This is a genomic window from Herbaspirillum sp. ST 5-3, assembly GCF_004804275.1.
In the GTDB taxonomy this organism is placed as follows: domain Bacteria; phylum Pseudomonadota; class Gammaproteobacteria; order Burkholderiales; family Burkholderiaceae_D; genus Noviherbaspirillum.
Map to the genome: position 1 here is coordinate 384,161 of NZ_STGI01000001.1, position 17,220 is coordinate 401,380.

The window sequence follows — 17,220 nt, forward strand, 5'->3', positions numbered from 1 at the left end:
GTTTCCCTTTGGTGTTGGAACAAAATGACTGGAATTGCATTTTCCCAACCACTTAGCAGGACTCATGCCACCCTTTTTCCACATGGGATGCGTTATTATTTTTCCATTTCGACGCCAATCTGCCCCTTAAGCCGGCTTCAGCCGCCATGGCGACTGCACCGAATTCAAACAATGCACCACACTAGCCGCACCATCATGACGCGCACCATGGTGGGCCGCACCAAGAATGGGCGATTTATTCAACCAAGGATTCATCATGGACAAGACCAACTTTTTTAACGACCTCCAAGCAAAGATCAATCAGGCGCTCGAAAACTCCCCGGCCAAGGATATCGAGAAGAATGTGAAGGCCATGCTCACGCAGGGCTTTTCCCGGCTCGATCTGGTGACGCGTGAGGAATTCGATATTCAGTCACAGATCCTTGCCAAGACCCGCGCCAAGCTGGAAGCACTGGAAGCGCGCGTCGCGGAGCTGGAGGCCCAGCTGAAAAAAGCGCCTGAACAATGAGCCTGGCGGTTCTGAAAAGCCGCGCACTTTCCGGAATGCAAGCTCCGGAAGTCACGGTCGAAGTCCATTTGGCAAACGGCTTGCCCTCCTTCACCATCGTTGGCCTCCCGGAAACTGAAGTCAAGGAATCGAAGGACCGGGTGCGCGCGGCATTGCAGAATGCGCGCTTCGAGTTCCCCGCGCGTCGCATTACCGTCAATCTTGCCCCTGCCGACCTGCCGAAGGAGTCCGGCCGCTTCGACCTGCCGATCGCGCTTGGCATCCTCGCCGCTTCCGGCCAGATGCCTGCCGACGAACTGGACAAGTACGAATTCGCGGGCGAGTTGTCCTTGTCAGGCGAATTGCGCCCGATTCGGGGTGCGCTGGCGATGACCTATGCGATGCACCGCGCCGGCGATGTCAGCGGCAAGGAACGCGCTTTCATCCTGCCGCGCGCCAATGCCGACGAAGCAGCGCTGGTGCGCGATGCGTCGATTTTCCCGGCCGAATCCCTGTTGCAGGTCTGCGCCCATTTTGCCGCCAGCGACGGAGAAGCCCGGCTCGCACGACATCGTGCCCACGCGGACGCAGCACGCCCGGCCTATCCCGATTTCGCCGAAGTAAAAGGTCAGGCGCAGGCCAAGCGCGCACTGGAAGTCGCCGCTGCCGGCGGCCATAGCGTGCTGATGGTCGGCCCGCCTGGAACCGGCAAGTCGATGTTGGCGGCACGCTTTCCCGGCATCCTGCCGCCGATGACGGATGAAGAAGCACTCGAATCAGCGGCGGTGCAATCGCTTTCGAGCGGCTTTTCGATATCTCGCTGGAAGGCACGCCCTTTCCGCGCTCCGCACCACACGGCTTCCGGCGTGGCGCTGGTTGGCGGCGGCGGCACGCCACGTCCCGGCGAAATTTCGCTGGCGCATCGGGGCGTCCTCTTCCTCGATGAATTACCCGAATTTGATCGCAAGGTGCTCGAGGTGCTGCGCGAACCCTTGGAGTCGGGCCACATCACGATTTCACGCGCAGCGCGGCAATCCGATTTCCCGGCGCGCTTTCAACTGGTCGCGGCCATGAACCCCTGCCCCTGCGGCTACCTCGGCCACCATGCCAATCGCTGCCGCTGCACGCCGGATGTGGTGGCGCGTTACCAGGACAAGATTTCCGGCCCGCTGCTTGACCGTATCGACATGCAGATCCAGGTTGGCGCGCTGCCGCATGACGAATTGCTCAGGCAGGCCGACGGCGAGCCGTCGCGCGTGATTGCCGAGCGCGTCGAGCAGGCGTTCGAAAGACAGCTCAAGCGCCAGGGCAAGGGCAATCACGGTTTGTCCACGGCCGAGATCGACGCGCATTGCAAGCCGGATGAATCAGGCGAACAACTCTTGCGTCATGCCATGTCGAGGCTGAACTGGTCCGCGCGTGCCTATCACCGCGTGCTGAAAGTCGCTCGCACCATTGCCGATATTGCCGATGAAAACATCATTCGCCAGCCGCATGTGGCGGAAGCGATTCAATATCGCCGCGCGCTGCGCGAGCATTGAACCCTCGGTCGGGGCTGGCTCTGCCGCCCCGGCACTTCCACGACCCACGCAGGATCACCGCACTACGAGGCAGTGACGAACTCCGCATCGTGTTCACCTTCGGCGCGCGAAGCGCCCGCATGCGGCACGCGAGCATCAAGCCGCTTTCCTCGCCAGACTTCCCACAATATCTCCCAGCCGTCGCATTGCCATCTCCAGATCGTCGGAATAGCGTCCGCCGCAACTCACCCGCATGAAGTGCTCGAAGCGGTCAGAGTTGGAAAACATCGAGCCCGGCGCAAACAGAATCCCTTCGTGCAGAGCCGCATCGAAGACATCCTTGGCCGACAGTTTCTCCGGAAGTTCAACCCATAAGGTGATGCCGCCTTCCGGCACGGTGAGCCGTGTGCCGAGCGGGAAATTGGCGGCAATCCCCTCCGCCATGCGCTCTCGCTGTCCGCGCAGGGCTGCGCGCAGGCGCCGCAGATGGCGGTCATAATCGGTGGATGCGAGGAACTCTGCGGCGGCAACCTGCGACCACTCCTCGTTGTCGCGTGTCTGTGCGTACTTGAGCATCGCAACGCGTGCGCGCCAGCGTCCCGCAGCCATCCAGCCGAGGCGCATACCGGGTGCAAGGATCTTGTGCAGCGAAGCGCAATAGATGACATTTCCGCTACGATCCCATGCCTTCAATGCGTTGAGCGGTGATTCGACATCAGCCAGTTCGCTGTAGGTATCGTCCTCGATCAGCGGAATACCGTGCTGTTCGCACAATCGTACGAGACGCTGCTTGTTCGCGTCCGGCATGATGCTGCCAAGCGGGTTTTGCAGATGCGGAACGACGACCACCGCCTTGATGTCGTCGTAGGTTTGCATGGCCAATTCCAGTGCTTCGACGGAAACCCCTGTATTCGCACTGGTCGGAATTTCGAGCGCACGCAGGCCAAGGCTTTCCAGTATCTGCAGCAAGCCGTAAAAGGTCGGCGATTCGACTGCAATGGTATCGCCGGGCTGGGCGACTGCGCGCAATGCAAGGTTGAGTGCCTCGATGCATCCATGCGTCACGATTACCTCATCGGCATTGAGCACCAGTCCGCTTGCCATGGCGCGTTTCGCCAGCACGGCTCGGAATTGCGGATTGCCTCCCGGCGGGGCCGCACGCACCAGCATGTCGGGATCGCGGCGCAGCGCGCGGACAGCCGCGTTCTTCAATTGCAGGGAGGGATACAGATCCGGCGCGGCGCGCGCACCCGACAGGTTGATTTTCGGTGGATGACGGCGCCCCTGGGCGATGAACTCGGACACCCGGGCATGTATCCCGACATACTGCGCCGGATCGAGCGGCTGCCCGATATCCGGCTCCTCGAGCGGCGGAATGGCAAGTCGTTTCGGCTGACGCACGAAATAGCCCGAGCGCGGACGCGCCTCGATCCAGCCTTCACTCTCCAACTGCCGGCAAACCTGGAGTGCCGTCGAGAGACTGACGTCGTGCAGGCGCATCATGGCGCGCACCGACGGCATGCGTTCGCCGTGCGCCAGGGTGCCCATCCTGATCGCGCCCAGATAGTGATCCGCCAGCTGTCGGTAAAGAGGTCGTGCATCCATGTCGCATGATCGCCTGTCCGCGGCGTGCGGAACAGATATAGATTGCAGAAAAATGAACGATAACAGATCCCTTGCGCGCGATCTGTTCCGATGCAGCGTGCCGTGTTCTGTGCCTGTTTTCCCTTGCCTTGCTTCCCTACCATGGAAGCTCGATGACGGCATGCAAGGAGCGCAAATGCAACAGCAACTTCCGCAGCAAACCCGGCTAGGCAAGGGCCAGGTTTTGCACGTGTTCATGCCTGCGCGCACGACGATTGTGACAGCACACGGCGGCGTGCGCGTGACCGGCCCTTTGATGTGGATCGGTGAACAGGCGGTGCAGCAAGATCTTGTCTTGCGGGAAGGTGAAGCACATGTGACGCAAACCGCAGGCTGGACAGCGGTCTCGGCAATCAACTGCGCCGAAATACGGTGTTTTGCGCCGGCACCCAGGTATGCCGCGCTGATCAAGCGTTTGCTCGCACTGCTGCCGCGGCGCAACAAATTGCTTACCGACAACGGCGAGCGACCGTAAGCGCCCACGTCGATAAAGATTTATGATGGCGGGCATGTTCCGCCATCCATCCGAATTCGTCACCTTCAAGGCCAGTCCGCATCTGCCGGGCGTGGAGATGTATTCGGCGCGGCTGGTCGATCATGCGTTCGCACCGCACGTACATGACGGCTATTCGCTGGGCGCCATCGAGACCGGTGTGGAGCGCTTCCGCTATCAGGGAACGGACCACCTGGCTCCGGCCGGCACTTTGGTGCTGCTCAATCCGGATGAAATGCACACGGGCCAGGCCGAAGTCGCGGCCGGATGGACCTATCAGATGCTGTACATCGAGCCGGAAACCTTGCGCGCGATGACCGGCGGCGAAGCCTTTTTCCCTGATGCGGCAACGCATGATCCGCAACTGGCCGCAGCCTTCCGGAAGACCTTTGGCCGGATGTGGAACGCAGCCGATGATCTCGCTTTCGTGTCCGAGTTCACCCTCCTGGTTGATGCGATTGTTGCGCGCTACGGCAGAAACACGCGAGCCGTGCGACCCGTATCCGTGCGTGAAACGCGCCGCGCGGCAGGCATGCGGCGCGTGCTGGATTGCATTGAAGCACATCTGGATGAGACGCTGAGCATCGACACCCTGGCGGCGGAAGCCGGCCTGTCCATGTTTCACTTCGTGCGCGCATTTTCCGCAAGCTTTCACGTCACACCGCATCAATACCTGCAGGCGCGCCGCGCGGCCCGCGCCAAATCGCTGCTGGCACAACGCATCAGCCCGTCGGAGGCAGCCGCCGCGGCGGGGCTGACCGATCAAAGCCACCTGAACCGCTGGTTCAAGCGCGCCTATGGCGTCACACCGGCGCAATATCAACAGCAAATCGGTACAAGACCGGAAACCGCCAAGCGCGGATAATCACTTGTATCCATGCAGGGCTGCATGGGACCAGTTCTATTTTTCTGCGTTTGCATCATGTTCATCGGATTATTGTGTGCGCTCGGCGCCGGCCTCATGTGGGGTCTGGTGTTCGTGGTGCCGCTCATGCTCGGCGATTACCCCGGGCTGGTTTTATCGTTCGGACGCTATATCGGCTTCGGACTGATTGCGCTCGTTCCGGCGCTCTTCGACCGCCGCCGCATTGCCGCCTTGTCGAAAGCGGACTGGGCGGCCGCGCTCAAGCTTTCGCTGGTGGGCAACATCCTTTACTACGCGGCGCTCGCCACCGGCATTCAGTTGGCCGACGCGCCATTGCCGACCATGATGATCGGCACCTTGCCGATTGTCATTTCGATCTGGTCGAACTGGGCGCCGGGTCACCCAGCGGAAGCAATCGCGTGGCGGCGGCTGGTTCCTTCGCTGATGATTATCCTTGCCGGCCTGATGCTGGTGAACGCCAGCGAACTGGCTCATCTCGACGGCAAGCGCTCCCTCGCGGAGTACGCGCTCGGATGCTTCATCACGCTCGGCGCGCTGGCGGCATGGACCTGGTATCCGGTGATGAATGCGCGGCACATGAAGCGGCATCCGCATATTTCCTCCTCCACCTGGGCCACCGCCCAAGGCCTGGCCACGCTGCCCTTGGCCTTGATCGGCTTCGCGGGCTATGCGGTATACGTCCGCTTCCTGCCGAATGGATTCGAGTTTCCTCTCGGCCCCAGACCGTGGCAATTCATCGGCCTGATGCTGACGCTTGGACTGTGCGCATCCTGGCTCGGGACCACCTTGTGGAACAAGGCCAGCCAGCGGCTTCCGACCTCGCTGGCGGGGCAACTGATCGTGTTCGAGACCTTATCCGCGCTGCTGTATGCATTCATCTGGCGCGGCGCCGTGCCGCCCCTGCCGGTGATGGCCGGCATCGTGCTGTTATGCGTCGGCGTGATGCTTGGCCTGCGCGCTTTTCAAAAGACGCGGGGTGGAGGTGACACCAAGCGGCAGCTTGAAATCGTATCGGGCGCGGATTGATGTACGGGCCGTCTTCGGACGAAAGCCGGCGCAACTGATACCATTTCGTCCATGATCAAGTTCTCCCTCGCTCCGTTTTTCAAGGCAGCATGCGTGGCATGCGCCCTCCTGCTCATCGCATGCAGTCCCAAACTCGACTGGCGCGAGGTGCACGGATCCGGCGCACCATTCGTCGTTCTCCTGCCCGCAAAACCGGCCAGCTATACGCGTGCCGTGAATCTCGATGGTTTGCAGGTTTCCATGACCATGACTGCAGCCGAAGTCGACAAGGTCGTTTTCGCGGTCGGCACCGCCGAACTGCCTGACGCCGCCCAGGCGCCAAAGGCACTGAACGCAATGAAAACTGCGCTCGTGCACAATATCGGCGGCACCATCAAGCAGGAAAAGGTATCGCAGTCCGGCACCGCGCCGGCGACGATCGATATCGAGGCAAGCGGAACCGAATCGCGCCTGCTGCTGGCGCGCTTTCTTGCGAAAGACAAGCGCGTCTACCAGCTCGTGATGCTCGGCAAGGAAGGGACACTGTCGCGGGAGGCGGCCGACACCTTCTTCGGCTCCTTCAAGCTCAATTGAGATGCGCCCGATTCGCGTCGCGCTCGCGGTTCGCGTCTTCCTGAGTTTCGCCTCGGCGTATTTCCTTTCTTATGCATTCCGCTCGGTGAATGCGGTGATCGCGCCCGCCCTGGTTGACGACGTCAGCTTGTCGAATGCAGACCTCGGCTTGCTGTCCTCCGCCTATTTCATCAGCTTTGCCAGCATGCAGTTGCCGCTCGGGATCTGGCTCGACAAGTACGGCCCGCGCCGCACCGAGTCGGCCCTGTTGCTGTTTGCCGCGGCTGGCGCAGCGATCTTTGCGAGCAGCACATCGCTGCCAGGACTCTGGATCGGCCGCGCCCTGATCGGCGTCGGCGTATCTGCTTGCCTGATGGCGCCGCTCAAGGCTTACCGCCAATGGTTTGCGCCTGAGCGCCAAAGTCAGCTGGCCAGCTGGATGCTGGTCGCCGGCACTTCTGGCGCGCTGGCGGCGACGGTGCCGGTCAACGCCGCTCTGCCGCTGATCGGCTGGCGCGGTGTGTTCTGGATCATGAGCGCGATGATCGTCGCCACTGCAACAACGATCTTTTTCCTGCTGAAAAAGGTGGAGGCGGCGCATCCATCGGCATCGTCACGCCTCACGCCGTCCGGTCCGGCCGCCGACATGGGCTATGCGCATATCTTTGGCAATCCGTATTTCCGCCGCATGGCGCTGCTGGGCACCGTCAACCACGGCAGTTTCATTGCCCTGCAAACCTTGTGGGCCGGCCCGTGGATGATCACGGTACTCGGCATGGACAAGGCACAGACGGCACGCATCTTGTTCATGTTCAATCTTTCCCTGCTGCTGGCCTACCTTTTGATGTCATGGTGGGCGCCGCGTCACGTCGCGCAACACGGTTCGCGCGGCATCCCGGTCATGCGCGTGATTATCGTAGGCCTCGCGGGAACCATTCTGGCGCAGCTCATGATGCTGGTGACGACGGCCTCATGGTCATGGATTCTGTGGATCGTCATGGCAACATGCATCACTGTCGGCACGCTGGTGCAAACCGAAGTGAGCCTGTCTTTCCCGATCGCATTGGCCGGCCGCGCCAATACCGCCTACAACCTGCTGCTCTTCGTCGGCGCCTTTGTCGTTCAATGGGGTGTGGGCCTGCTGATCGACATGTTCAAGACCTACGGCGCCTCACCCGCCAATGCGATGCGACTGGCGTTCGCGCTGTGCGTCGCCGGCCAGGCGCTTGCGCTGGCCGCTTTTTTAATGAACCGCGCGGAACCAAACGCGGTCTGATTTGACGTATAGGAAATTCTGAAACTCATGCTATGGTTAAGTTATGAGAGCCTGTTCGGTATCTTTTTGGCCTGCCAAAAAGATACCGAACAGGCTCTAAGTTGAACATTGGAGGCTTCATGTTGGTTACGTTCAAATCCAAAGCCGCTGCCGAAGTGTTGATGTACGAAGAGCATGCGAAACGCATACTCGACTTGCTGAACAAGGATGTGAAGCGCGGCGTCCTGACGCCGGGCGAGCTGCCACAGGCGGTTTCGACGCTGGAGGCGGAAATCGCCGAAAGCCGGCTGCATCCATTGTCGGAGGAAGTGCATCGTGACGTTCTGGCGCATCACGGTGAAGACTGGGATGACAATGAACACGAGCCGGTTGAGTTTGTCAGCTTTGCAACGCGCGCCTATCCCTTGCTGGAAATGATGCGCGCTGCGAAGAACGAGGGACGCGATGTCATGTGGGGGGTGTGATGGCTCCCCGGATTGGCGATTCCGTCGCTGTCGGAGCGCGGACGTGACTTCCTCCCAGTAGGTCGCGCCGGCAGCAAAGCACTTTTCTCGCACCGCCGGGCTGCGATCACGCGATCTTCAAAAGGCCTGGCATGACCCGCACGCGCGGACGTGCGCGGCAATACATGCCTGCGGCAACGCAATCCTCACTCGCCGCCACTCCGGCTACAATCACATCTTTATTTCATTGCATCGCTTGCCGATGCGCAATGCGCATGGATACCTTTGGCATTTCGAATTTCGGCCTGTTTTGTGCGGCAGTCCTGCTGTTGAACGCAACGCCGGGGCCGGACACGGCCTATATTGTCGGCAGAAGCGTTGCGCAGGGCCGCGCCGCGGGCTTGATGTCCGCGATGGGAATTTCCGCCGGGTGCTGCGTGCACGCTGTCGCGTCCGCAGTCGGGCTGAGCGCGATCCTGGCTGCCTCCGCCACCGCCTTTATGCTCGTCAAGCTTGCCGGCGGCGCGTATCTCGTCTATCTCGGCCTTCGCATGGCCATGGTCAAGCCGGGCAGCGCGTCCGAACGGACCGCGGCGCACGATGTGCGTTCGCGCCGTACCATTTTCTGGCAGGCCGTCGTCACAAATGTGCTGAATCCCAAGGTCATCCTGTTCTTCCTGGCCTTCATCCCGCAGTTTGTGCGCGCCGATGCGCCGCGGCAGACCATGGCTTTCCTGTTGCTGGGCCTCGCCTTTGCCGCCATCAGCATGTGCTGGAACAGCGGCACCGCCATCCTTGCCGGCACACTGGCGCGCCATGCGGGGCAGAATCCGCGCATCCGGCTGTGGCTGGAGCGCACCGTGGGCGCGACCTTCATCGCGCTGGGCGCAAAACTCGCTCTCAGCAGAAACTGATCCCTCAACTTCAAGGACTGCGCCGGCCATGCCGCGCAGCGTCATGTGTCAAAACCACGTTTAAAAACCGATTCGCTTGCGTTCAGCCTGCTCGGCGCGGCGCGCGCCGTGGCCAAGGTGAAGGCCGGCACTGCGCTGCCGCAGGCATTGGCGGCTGTCTTTGCGCAGACAAACGCGCCGGCGCAGGCGCGCGGCGCGATGCAGGACATCGCCTACCGCACCATGCGCCGGCTTGGCAGGGCCGAAGCGCTGCTGGGCCTGCTGGCACGGAAAGCACCGGAGGCGGCTGAACTGCACGCGCTCTTGTGCTGCGCGCTGTCGCTGATTTCCGATACGGACAACGCCGGCGGCGATGCCCCGTATGAGGACTTTACCGTGGTTGACCAGGCGGTCACGGCCTGTTCCGCCGACAGCGCCACGTTCCACGCGAAGGGCATGGTCAATGCGGTGTTGCGACGTTTTCTGCGCGAACGCGAAGCCCTGCTGCAGAAAGTGTTGACGCAGCCGGAAGCCCGCTGGAACTATCCGGCATGGTGGATAGGCGCACTGCAGCAAGCCTATCCCGACAGATGGGAGGCGATCCTGAGTGCGGGCAATAGCACGCCGCCCCTCACCCTGCGCATCAACCGGCGCAAGACCGCAATGGGCAGCTATCTGCAGACCCTTGCAGACAATGGCATCGTCGCACGCGAGATCGGCCCCTGTGCGGTGCGCCTGGAACGGCCGATCCCGGTCGGCCAGATCCCGGGCTTCGCGCAGGGACTGGTGTCGGTGCAGGACGCTGCCGCACAATTGGCCGCGCCGCTGCTGGATCTGCGCGACGGCATGCGCGTACTGGACGCCTGCGCCGCGCCCGGCGGCAAGACCGGACACATCCTTGAAAGCGCGGAGGTCGACTTGCTGGCGCTCGACAGCGATCCCAAGCGCCTCGTACGGATCGAGGAAAACCTGCAACGCCTGCAACTGGCCGCCACGCTAAAGGCAGGCGATGCCGGGGCCGGCGACTGGTGGGATGGACAGCCGTTCGACCGCATCCTGGCCGATGTTCCCTGCACCGCTTCGGGCATCGTTCGTCGCCATCCGGACATCCGCTGGCTGCGCCGGCAAGGCGACGCCGCACAGCTTGCAACAGTTTCAGCAAGAATTCTTGACAACCTTTGGCAGATGCTGCGACCCGATGGTAAATTGCTATTTGTAACCTGCTCGTTGTGGCCGCAGGAGTCGGAAATGCAGGCCGCCGCTTTTGCCGTGCGAAACAAGGCCGTCCGCCTGCCCGCCCCGGGCCAGTTGCTGCCGACCGTGGACGCGGGGCAAGATCACGACGGCTTGTTCTATGCGCTATTCCAAAAAGCGCCCGTCTGATAGTATCGTTGCCGGAAACGGTCAGCGAGAAAGGCGCATGAAGACAATCATTTGCTCGTATTCTTATCCCCGTCCCGCGAATGACAGGACGAATACTGCGACGGCCGATGATTGCCGCTTTCGAGTTAAGATTTCCTGATCGGATATAGTGACAGCTTTCGCCATCGACCAAAGCCGCCTGCGAGTGACGCACCGATTCTTTTCCCTGTTGACGGGTTGGATGCTGGCGGCGCTTCTGCTCGCCCCGGCGCTGATGCCGGTGACGGCGCGTGCCGAAGGTGTTGAAATCACCTCGGCCGGCCTGGAAAGCACGGACGAAGGCTACAAGCTGGCAATCAGTTTTTCCTTCGAACTCACGCGCGGGCTGGAAGATGCCGTCACGCGCGGCATTCCACTCTATTTCACGACTGATGTGCAGCTGACCCGACCGCGCTGGTACTGGTTCGATGAAAAAGCCATCAGCACTTCGCAAACCATTCGTATCTCCTACAACGTATTGACGCACCAATACCATGCCGCGATCAGCGGCGGCCTGCAGCAAAACTTCAGCTCACTCGACGATGCCTTGTCGCTGGTGCGCCGCCCGCCCCGCTGGGTCGTGGCCGACAAGGGCGAACTCAAGTCCGGGGCGACCTATAACGTGGCCGTCCGCATGGGCTTGGACGTGGCCCGCCTGCCCAAGCCGTTCCAGGTGCATGCGCTGAACAGCTCAGACTGGCGTTTCACGTCCGATTGGAAGCGCTTCACTTACAGGGCCGAATAAACGTGCAGCGTTTCCTGCGTTACTTCCTGGTCGTTGGCGGCGCGGTCGTCAGCATCCTGCTTTTCCTGCTCGCCTCGGCATCCGAGAACTCGGCCTTCTTTGACCGGCACTATCCCGAACTGCTGGTGCTTAATGCCCTGATCGCGGCATCGCTGCTCGGACTGGTCATCCTGCTTCTTGCGCGGCTTTACCGCGGTTACAAGCGGCGCGAATTCGGCTCGCGCCTGATGGCCCGGCTGGTGCTGCTGTTTGCCCTGGTCGGCATCCTGCCCGGCACGGTGATCTACACCGTGTCGGTGCAGTTCGTTTCTCGCTCGATCGAATCCTGGTTCGATGTGCGCGTCGAATCCGCGCTGGAGTCCGGCCTGACCCTGGGCCGCACCGCGCTCGACGCTTCGCTGGCGGACCTGAGCGCGAAAGCGCGCAGCATCGCCCTCGAGCTGTCCGAACTGTCCGACTCCGCACAGGTGACGCTGCTGTCGCGTCTGCGCGAACAAAGTCAGATGCAGGAAGCAACTATCGTTACTGCCAATGGTCAAATCGTTGCTACGGTAGGCGGTCGCATCGGGGCCTTGATGCCCGATCTGCCCAGCCCGGCGATGTTGCGGCAGGCGCGCATGACGCGCGGCTATTCCGCGATTGAAGGCGGATTTGATTTTCATGACAACAGCGGCAAGGACAGCACCACGGTCAATATGGACGCACAGCCGAAGGCGGCGGACTTGCGGCTGCGCGTGGTCGTTGCCATACCTGCATCCAACAATGGCTTGTCCTTGCAAAACGAGTCTCGCTTCCTGCAACTGCTGCAGCCCGTGCCCGAGCATCTGGCGGCCAACGCCGAGGCGCTGCGCGCGGCCTACAGCGAGTATCAGGAGCGCTCGTTGGCACGCACCGGCTTGCGCAAGATTTATATCGTGACTTTGACGCTGACCCTGTTGCTGGCAATTTTCAGCGCCATCGCGGCCGCCTTCCTGATCGCCGGCGACCTTGCGCAACCCTTGCTGCTGCTCGCCGAAGGCACCAAGGCGGTAGCCGAAGGCAATCTGTCGCCGCGTCCCATTGTTGCCACCTCGGACGAGCTCGGCACGCTGACGCAGTCATTCAACACCATGACGCGCCAGTTGTCGGAGGCGCGCGCCTCGGTCGAGCGTAATCGCGCAGCGCTGGAAAATGCCAAGGCCTATCTTGAATCCGTGCTGGCCAACATGTCGGCCGGGGTGATGGTGCTGGACGGCCAGTTCAAACTGGTGACCTGCAACGAGTCGGTCGAACGCATCCTGCATCATGATTTCGATCCGCATATCGGCAAGCCGATCGGCGCCATCGAAGGCATCGAGTCGTTGGCAAACGCCATCACCAAGGCATTCTCCGAACAAAGTGCGCAATCGGCCGGTGGCGGCGCCGGTGACCTGCATTGGCAAAAGCAGATCGAAGTGCCGCGCCGCAGCGTCGGGTCGGAAGGCGAAAGCGACATCACGCTGCTGGCGCGCGGATCCTACCTGCCGGTTGCCGGCGGCGTCGGGCATATCGTGGTGTTCGACGATATTTCGGACGTCATTTCTGCGCAGCGCTCGATCGCGTGGGGCGAAGTGGCGCGCCGGCTGGCGCATGAAATCAAGAATCCGCTGACACCGATCCAGCTGTCCGCGGAACGCCTTCAGATGAAGCTGGAGCCGAAGCTGGCGGGGCAGGATGCGACCATGCTGACCAAGGGCACCGCCACCATCGTCAACCAGGTCGCGGCGATGAAGCGCATGGTCGATGATTTCCGCGACTATGCAAAGACGCCGCCCGCGGTGCTGTCGCCGCTGCATCTGAATGCGCTGGTCGAGGAAATCCTGCATCTCTATGTGGGTGGCGACGAACGCGCTATCATTCACGCGACGCTGGCGCCCGATCTGCCGCAGGTCATGGGCGACGCAACGCAGCTGCGGCAGGTGATCCATAATCTATTGCAGAATGCGCAAGACGCGGTGGCCGACCGCCCGCAGGACGCCGACAAGCCGCGCATCGACGTCGTGACCGAAACCATTCATTATCAGGACTCCGACGGCGACCAGCGCACCGCGGTGCGGCTGTCGATTACCGACAATGGCCCCGGGTTTTCCTCCAAAATTCTGGCGCGCGCGTTCGAACCTTATGTCACCTCCAAGTCGCGCGGAACCGGTCTGGGACTTGCCATGGTGAAAAAGATCATCGACGAGCACGGCGGCCGCGTCGATATCAAGAACCGGACGAGTGGAACCGGCGCAAAAGTGTCGATTTTGCTGTTAAAGTTAGCGCCGGAACGAACATGATGTTCGGCAAGTCAGAACAGGCTGCGGACGTCGTGGGCGACAACATGAACGAATCGTAATAGGTAACCTGCACCATCCGCAGTGCGACGAGCAGAAACACGCGACAACGGAAGCGAATAAGGTAAGCATATGGCAAACATTCTGGTAGTCGATGACGAAATGGGTATCCGGGAATTACTCTCGGAAATACTCGGCGATGAAGGCCATGCCGTGACGACGGCGGAAAATGCCCAGCAGGCGCGCGAGCTGCGTGCGCAAGGCGCACCGGACCTGGTCCTGCTCGACATCTGGATGCCCGACACCGATGGCGTTACGCTGCTCAAGGAGTGGCAGCGGGATGGCTTGCTTACCATGCCAGTCATCATGATGTCCGGTCATGCCACCATCGATACGGCGGTCGAAGCAACCCGCATTGGCGCCCTCAACTTCCTCGAAAAGCCGATCGCATTGCAGAAGCTGCTCAAAGCTGTGCAACAAGGTTTGTCGCGTGGACAGGAAGTCGTCCGCCCCGTGTCGATGTACCATCCGCGTCCCGTGCCGGCGCCTGCGCAGGTTGATGAGCATGCAAGCACGTTCGTCGCGCAGGCCTACACGTCGTCGGGAGTATCGCCAGGCATCGTCAGCGCCACCCAACCCGCGGCGGGAGCACCAGGAGCCGCATCCGACTCACTCCTTTTCGGCTTGTCATTCGATCTGCCGTTGCGCGAAGCACGCGATGCATTCGAGCGCGCCTACTTTGAACATCATCTGATCCGTGAAGGCGGCAGCATGACGCGCGTCGCTGAAAAAACCGGGCTGGAACGGACGCACCTGTACCGCAAGCTCAAGCAACTGGGCGTCGAGCCGAACAAGCTGTCGAAAAAGGGTTGACGCTTACCACCCTGGTCACCGGCTCGACTGCCGCCGCGCGCGAAGCGGCGATAGCGAACACCCTCGAGCCGGGGATCGACACGGCACTCATCCTCGAGGGTTTGCCCGACGGCCGAACACCTCTTGCCGCGCATGCCGACGTCTCCGGCCTGCATATCGCACGCATCGCACCCGGATGCATGTGCTGCACAGGCAATCTCACCATGCGCGTGACACTCAATCGCGTCCTGCGCCATCCTCCCGTTCGCCTGTATATCGCTTTGGCAACATCGGAACATCTGGAACGCATACGTGAATTTTTGACATGCGCGCCCTACGACAAATTGCTCCAGCTCACTAAAGATTTGCAGGCCTGACGCCGTTGCTGCTGATATAAGGCGCTTTAATTCCTTGCAAACCCGGTGAGCGACTTGAAATGGAGTCCGCTGGCCCCATTTTTGCATCAAAGGTAATGAGTTACCTGTAAACATTCGGTGGCACAAGGAGCGCAACATGAACTTAATCTACAACAGCGAGCAGTACAGCGTGGTGGAGTTCGGGGCCGATGATGGCCGCGAGGCTTTGCGCTTTGGCGGATACGAAATCATGGACAAGTCCGGCAAACGTGAAATCTTCATTGGTGGCACTCTCGCCAAGTCTTTCCGCGAAGAAGTGGAAAACCTGATCGCGACCGAGCCGAGCGTCGAAGAGATCGATGATTTCCTCGGTAAGTATGACGCGCTCATGCGCCAGCCAGTGACCCTGCACTAGCGCTTTTTACAAACCCCGCCACAGAATACATGGTCCGCATTCTGTGGCTGCCTGACCTCGACCGGAAGCTCCCCCGATACTGTGCCTTGATGCCAGCCTGTGGCATGATGGCGAGCATTTCAATCGACTCCCTTTCCTGATGCACAGAGACGACCGGCTGCATTGATGCGGCCCTGTCGATGGCATTGTGTCATTGATGCTCGGGATAGCAGACATCGAGGTCACCGATGGATCAATTCAGCGCCTTGAAGGCATTTTGTCGTGTGGTGGAAGCCGGCGGCTTTTCGGCTGCTGCCGCCGAGCTCAATGTTTCGCACACGCTCATGTCGAAGCAGGTACGTCAACTGGAATCCCTGCTTGGCGCGCAATTGCTCAATCGAACCACGCGCAAGCTGGCGCTGACCGAAGCCGGCACCGCCTACTATGCGCGAGCGCGGCGCATTCTCGACGACCTGCAGGATGCCGACCTGGCGATCATGCAGCATCACGCCAGCCCGCGCGGCACCTTGCGCATCAACGCGCCAATGGCATTCGGCACGCTCGACATGGCGTCATGGCTGCCGCACTTCATGGCGCGCTATCCGGACCTAAGCGTCGACCTGGTCTGCAACGACCGCTATGTCGATCTGATCGAAGAGGGTTTCGATGTCGCGATGCGCCTGGCGCGCGACATGCCGGATTCGACGCTGATGGCAAAGAAACTGGCCGTCACGCCGACCTTGCTGGTGGCGTCGCCGTCCTATCTGAAACAGCACGGCACCCCGTGTGCACCGGAAGATCTTGCAAAGCACAACTGCCTGACTTACACACTGGTGCCCAAGCCCAATGAATGGATGTTCGCGATGCCGGACGGCAGCCACCGCACCGTTGTCGTACGCGGCAGCCTGCAGGCGAATACCGGCATTGCCCTGCGCAGCGCGGCACTGGCGGGCACGGGTATTGCCACGACCGCCTCATTCATCGTGCATGAAGACCTGGCGCGCGGCACGCTGGTGCCGGTGCTGCCCGAATTTCCACTGCGCGCGCGCAAGCTGTATGCGGTCTATCCGCATAACCGCCATCTCTCGCCCAAGGTCCGTGCATTCATCGATTTCGCGACCGAGGTATATCGCGCGCCGGAATGGGCATAGCGGGGAACGCCATGTACGCCAATTCCCGCCCCGTCAGCAGCGCACAGACTGCGATCCACGATCGACTCGCATCCACCGTTGCCAGGCACGCCAGCACGCCCTTTCTCAAACCGCTAATGGCTTACAACCGCGATGCGTTCGAGCGCAGCATGACCGCATGGAGGCAGGCCGGGGAGCCGCCACTGATTCTCGATGCCGGCTGTGGCGTAGGCCTGTCGACACGGAATCTGGCGGTGCAATTCCCCGATCATTTTGTAATTGGCGTCGATCAGTCGGCCCATCGGCTCTCGCGCAAGACCTTGTGGGACCACGCCGTGCCGACCAACTTCCTGTGTGTGCGCGCTGACTTGATCGATTACTGGCGCCTCATGCTGGCAGCGGGTGTTCATCCCGCGCGCCATTACATTCTTTACCCCAACCCGTGGCCGAAAATCGGCCAGCTAGGGCGTCGATGGCACGGGCATCCGGTGTTTCCGACCATTGTCGCCCTGGGAGGCATTCTGGAATGCCGCAGCAACTGGCGGATTTACATCGAGGAATGCGCTGCCTCATTGAAGCAATTGACCGGCTTCGAAATCCAATGTGAAAGTTTCTCAACCGAAACACCGATCAGCCCGTTCGAAAAGAAGTACCTCGCATCCGAACATGGATTATGGCGCTGTAGGACAAGCGTCACATCCCTCGCAGGACAAAAACCAAATTTTCCGTAAGGAAATTTATTGGATAACTTTACATTTTTTGACATCCAATGTTTATGCGGGTTACAGGACAATTTCGCCTCAAATGCCCCATATTATCTGCATTTCG

18 protein-coding genes are annotated in these 17,220 nt (G+C 61.0%); 17 read left to right on the top strand and 1 reads right to left on the bottom strand.

Annotated features, from left to right (window positions below; translation table 11 throughout):
* Positions 1-256: 256 nt before the first annotated feature.
* Both E6W33_RS01885 and E6W33_RS01890 read left to right on the top strand, forming a co-directional pair.
* A complete protein-coding gene (locus E6W33_RS01885) occupies positions 257-508 on the top strand; it encodes an accessory factor UbiK family protein (RefSeq protein ID WP_136413677.1) in 252 nt (83 codons plus the stop codon).
* Positions 505-2,028 carry a YifB family Mg chelatase-like AAA ATPase gene (locus E6W33_RS01890; protein WP_136413679.1) on the top strand — a complete coding sequence of 508 codons (1,524 nt, stop codon included), beginning with the start codon at positions 505-507 and terminating at the stop codon, positions 2,026-2,028. The genes E6W33_RS01885 and E6W33_RS01890 overlap by 4 nt, the downstream gene beginning before the upstream one ends.
* A gap of 135 nt (positions 2,029-2,163) precedes the next feature.
* Here the strand turns inward: E6W33_RS01890 and E6W33_RS01895 are convergent, their stop codons facing one another.
* The gene (locus E6W33_RS01895; RefSeq protein ID WP_136413681.1) at positions 2,164-3,612 is read right to left on the bottom strand and encodes a PLP-dependent aminotransferase family protein; all 1,449 of its coding nucleotides are present in this window, start codon (positions 3,610-3,612) and stop codon (positions 2,164-2,166) included.
* Positions 3,613-3,787: 175 nt separating this feature from the next.
* Here E6W33_RS01895 and E6W33_RS01900 point away from each other — a divergent pair, with 175 nt between their 5' ends.
* The 15 genes from E6W33_RS01900 to E6W33_RS01970 all read left to right on the top strand — a co-directional run bounded on the left by E6W33_RS01900 (position 3,788) and on the right by E6W33_RS01970 (position 17,123).
* Positions 3,788-4,126, top strand: coding sequence for a hypothetical protein (locus tag E6W33_RS01900; RefSeq protein WP_136413683.1), 339 nt, complete (start codon positions 3,788-3,790; stop codon positions 4,124-4,126).
* A gap of 34 nt (positions 4,127-4,160) precedes the next feature.
* Positions 4,161-5,009: an AraC family transcriptional regulator gene (locus tag E6W33_RS01905; protein ID WP_136413685.1), complete on the top strand. Its 849-nt coding sequence runs from the start codon at positions 4,161-4,163 to the stop codon at positions 5,007-5,009.
* 57 nt (positions 5,010-5,066) lie between these two features.
* Entirely contained in the window at positions 5,067-6,056 is a 990-nt protein-coding gene (locus E6W33_RS01910; protein ID WP_136413687.1) for a DMT family transporter, read from the top strand.
* A 51-nt stretch (positions 6,057-6,107) separates the two neighbouring features.
* The gene (locus tag E6W33_RS01915) at positions 6,108-6,629 is read left to right on the top strand and encodes a hypothetical protein (RefSeq protein ID WP_136413689.1); all 522 of its coding nucleotides are present in this window, start codon (positions 6,108-6,110) and stop codon (positions 6,627-6,629) included.
* Position 6,630: 1 nt separating this feature from the next.
* Positions 6,631-7,884, top strand: a complete 1,254-nt coding sequence (locus E6W33_RS01920; RefSeq protein WP_136413691.1) for an MFS transporter — start codon at positions 6,631-6,633, stop codon at positions 7,882-7,884.
* A 119-nt stretch (positions 7,885-8,003) separates the two neighbouring features.
* Entirely contained in the window at positions 8,004-8,348 is a 345-nt protein-coding gene (locus E6W33_RS01925) for a DUF1840 domain-containing protein (protein ID WP_136413693.1), read from the top strand.
* 254 nt (positions 8,349-8,602) lie between these two features.
* Entirely contained in the window at positions 8,603-9,241 is a 639-nt protein-coding gene (locus E6W33_RS01930) for a LysE family translocator (protein WP_136413695.1), read from the top strand.
* A 45-nt stretch (positions 9,242-9,286) separates the two neighbouring features.
* Positions 9,287-10,603, top strand: coding sequence for a 16S rRNA (cytosine(967)-C(5))-methyltransferase RsmB (rsmB, locus tag E6W33_RS01935; protein ID WP_136413697.1), 1,317 nt, complete (start codon positions 9,287-9,289; stop codon positions 10,601-10,603).
* A gap of 253 nt (positions 10,604-10,856) precedes the next feature.
* A complete protein-coding gene (locus E6W33_RS01940) occupies positions 10,857-11,366 on the top strand; it encodes a DUF4390 domain-containing protein (RefSeq protein WP_247869500.1) in 510 nt (169 codons plus the stop codon).
* A 2-nt stretch (positions 11,367-11,368) separates the two neighbouring features.
* Positions 11,369-13,663 (top strand): ATP-binding protein, encoded by a 2,295-nt coding sequence (locus E6W33_RS01945; protein WP_136413699.1) that lies wholly within the window; start codon positions 11,369-11,371, stop codon positions 13,661-13,663.
* Positions 13,664-13,792: 129 nt separating this feature from the next.
* Entirely contained in the window at positions 13,793-14,533 is a 741-nt protein-coding gene (locus E6W33_RS01950; RefSeq protein ID WP_136413701.1) for a response regulator, read from the top strand.
* On the top strand, positions 14,530-14,889 hold the full coding sequence (locus E6W33_RS01955) for a GTPase (RefSeq protein ID WP_136413703.1): 360 nt from the start codon (positions 14,530-14,532) through the stop codon (positions 14,887-14,889). The genes E6W33_RS01950 and E6W33_RS01955 overlap by 4 nt, the downstream gene beginning before the upstream one ends.
* Positions 14,890-15,025: 136 nt before the next feature.
* The gene (locus E6W33_RS01960; RefSeq protein WP_136413705.1) at positions 15,026-15,283 is read left to right on the top strand and encodes a DUF3567 domain-containing protein; all 258 of its coding nucleotides are present in this window, start codon (positions 15,026-15,028) and stop codon (positions 15,281-15,283) included.
* 227 nt (positions 15,284-15,510) lie between these two features.
* The gene (locus tag E6W33_RS01965; protein ID WP_136413707.1) at positions 15,511-16,413 is read left to right on the top strand and encodes a LysR family transcriptional regulator; all 903 of its coding nucleotides are present in this window, start codon (positions 15,511-15,513) and stop codon (positions 16,411-16,413) included.
* 11 nt (positions 16,414-16,424) lie between these two features.
* Positions 16,425-17,123 (top strand): SAM-dependent methyltransferase, encoded by a 699-nt coding sequence (locus E6W33_RS01970; RefSeq protein WP_136413709.1) that lies wholly within the window; start codon positions 16,425-16,427, stop codon positions 17,121-17,123.
* The last annotated feature ends 97 nt before the right edge of the window (positions 17,124-17,220 follow it).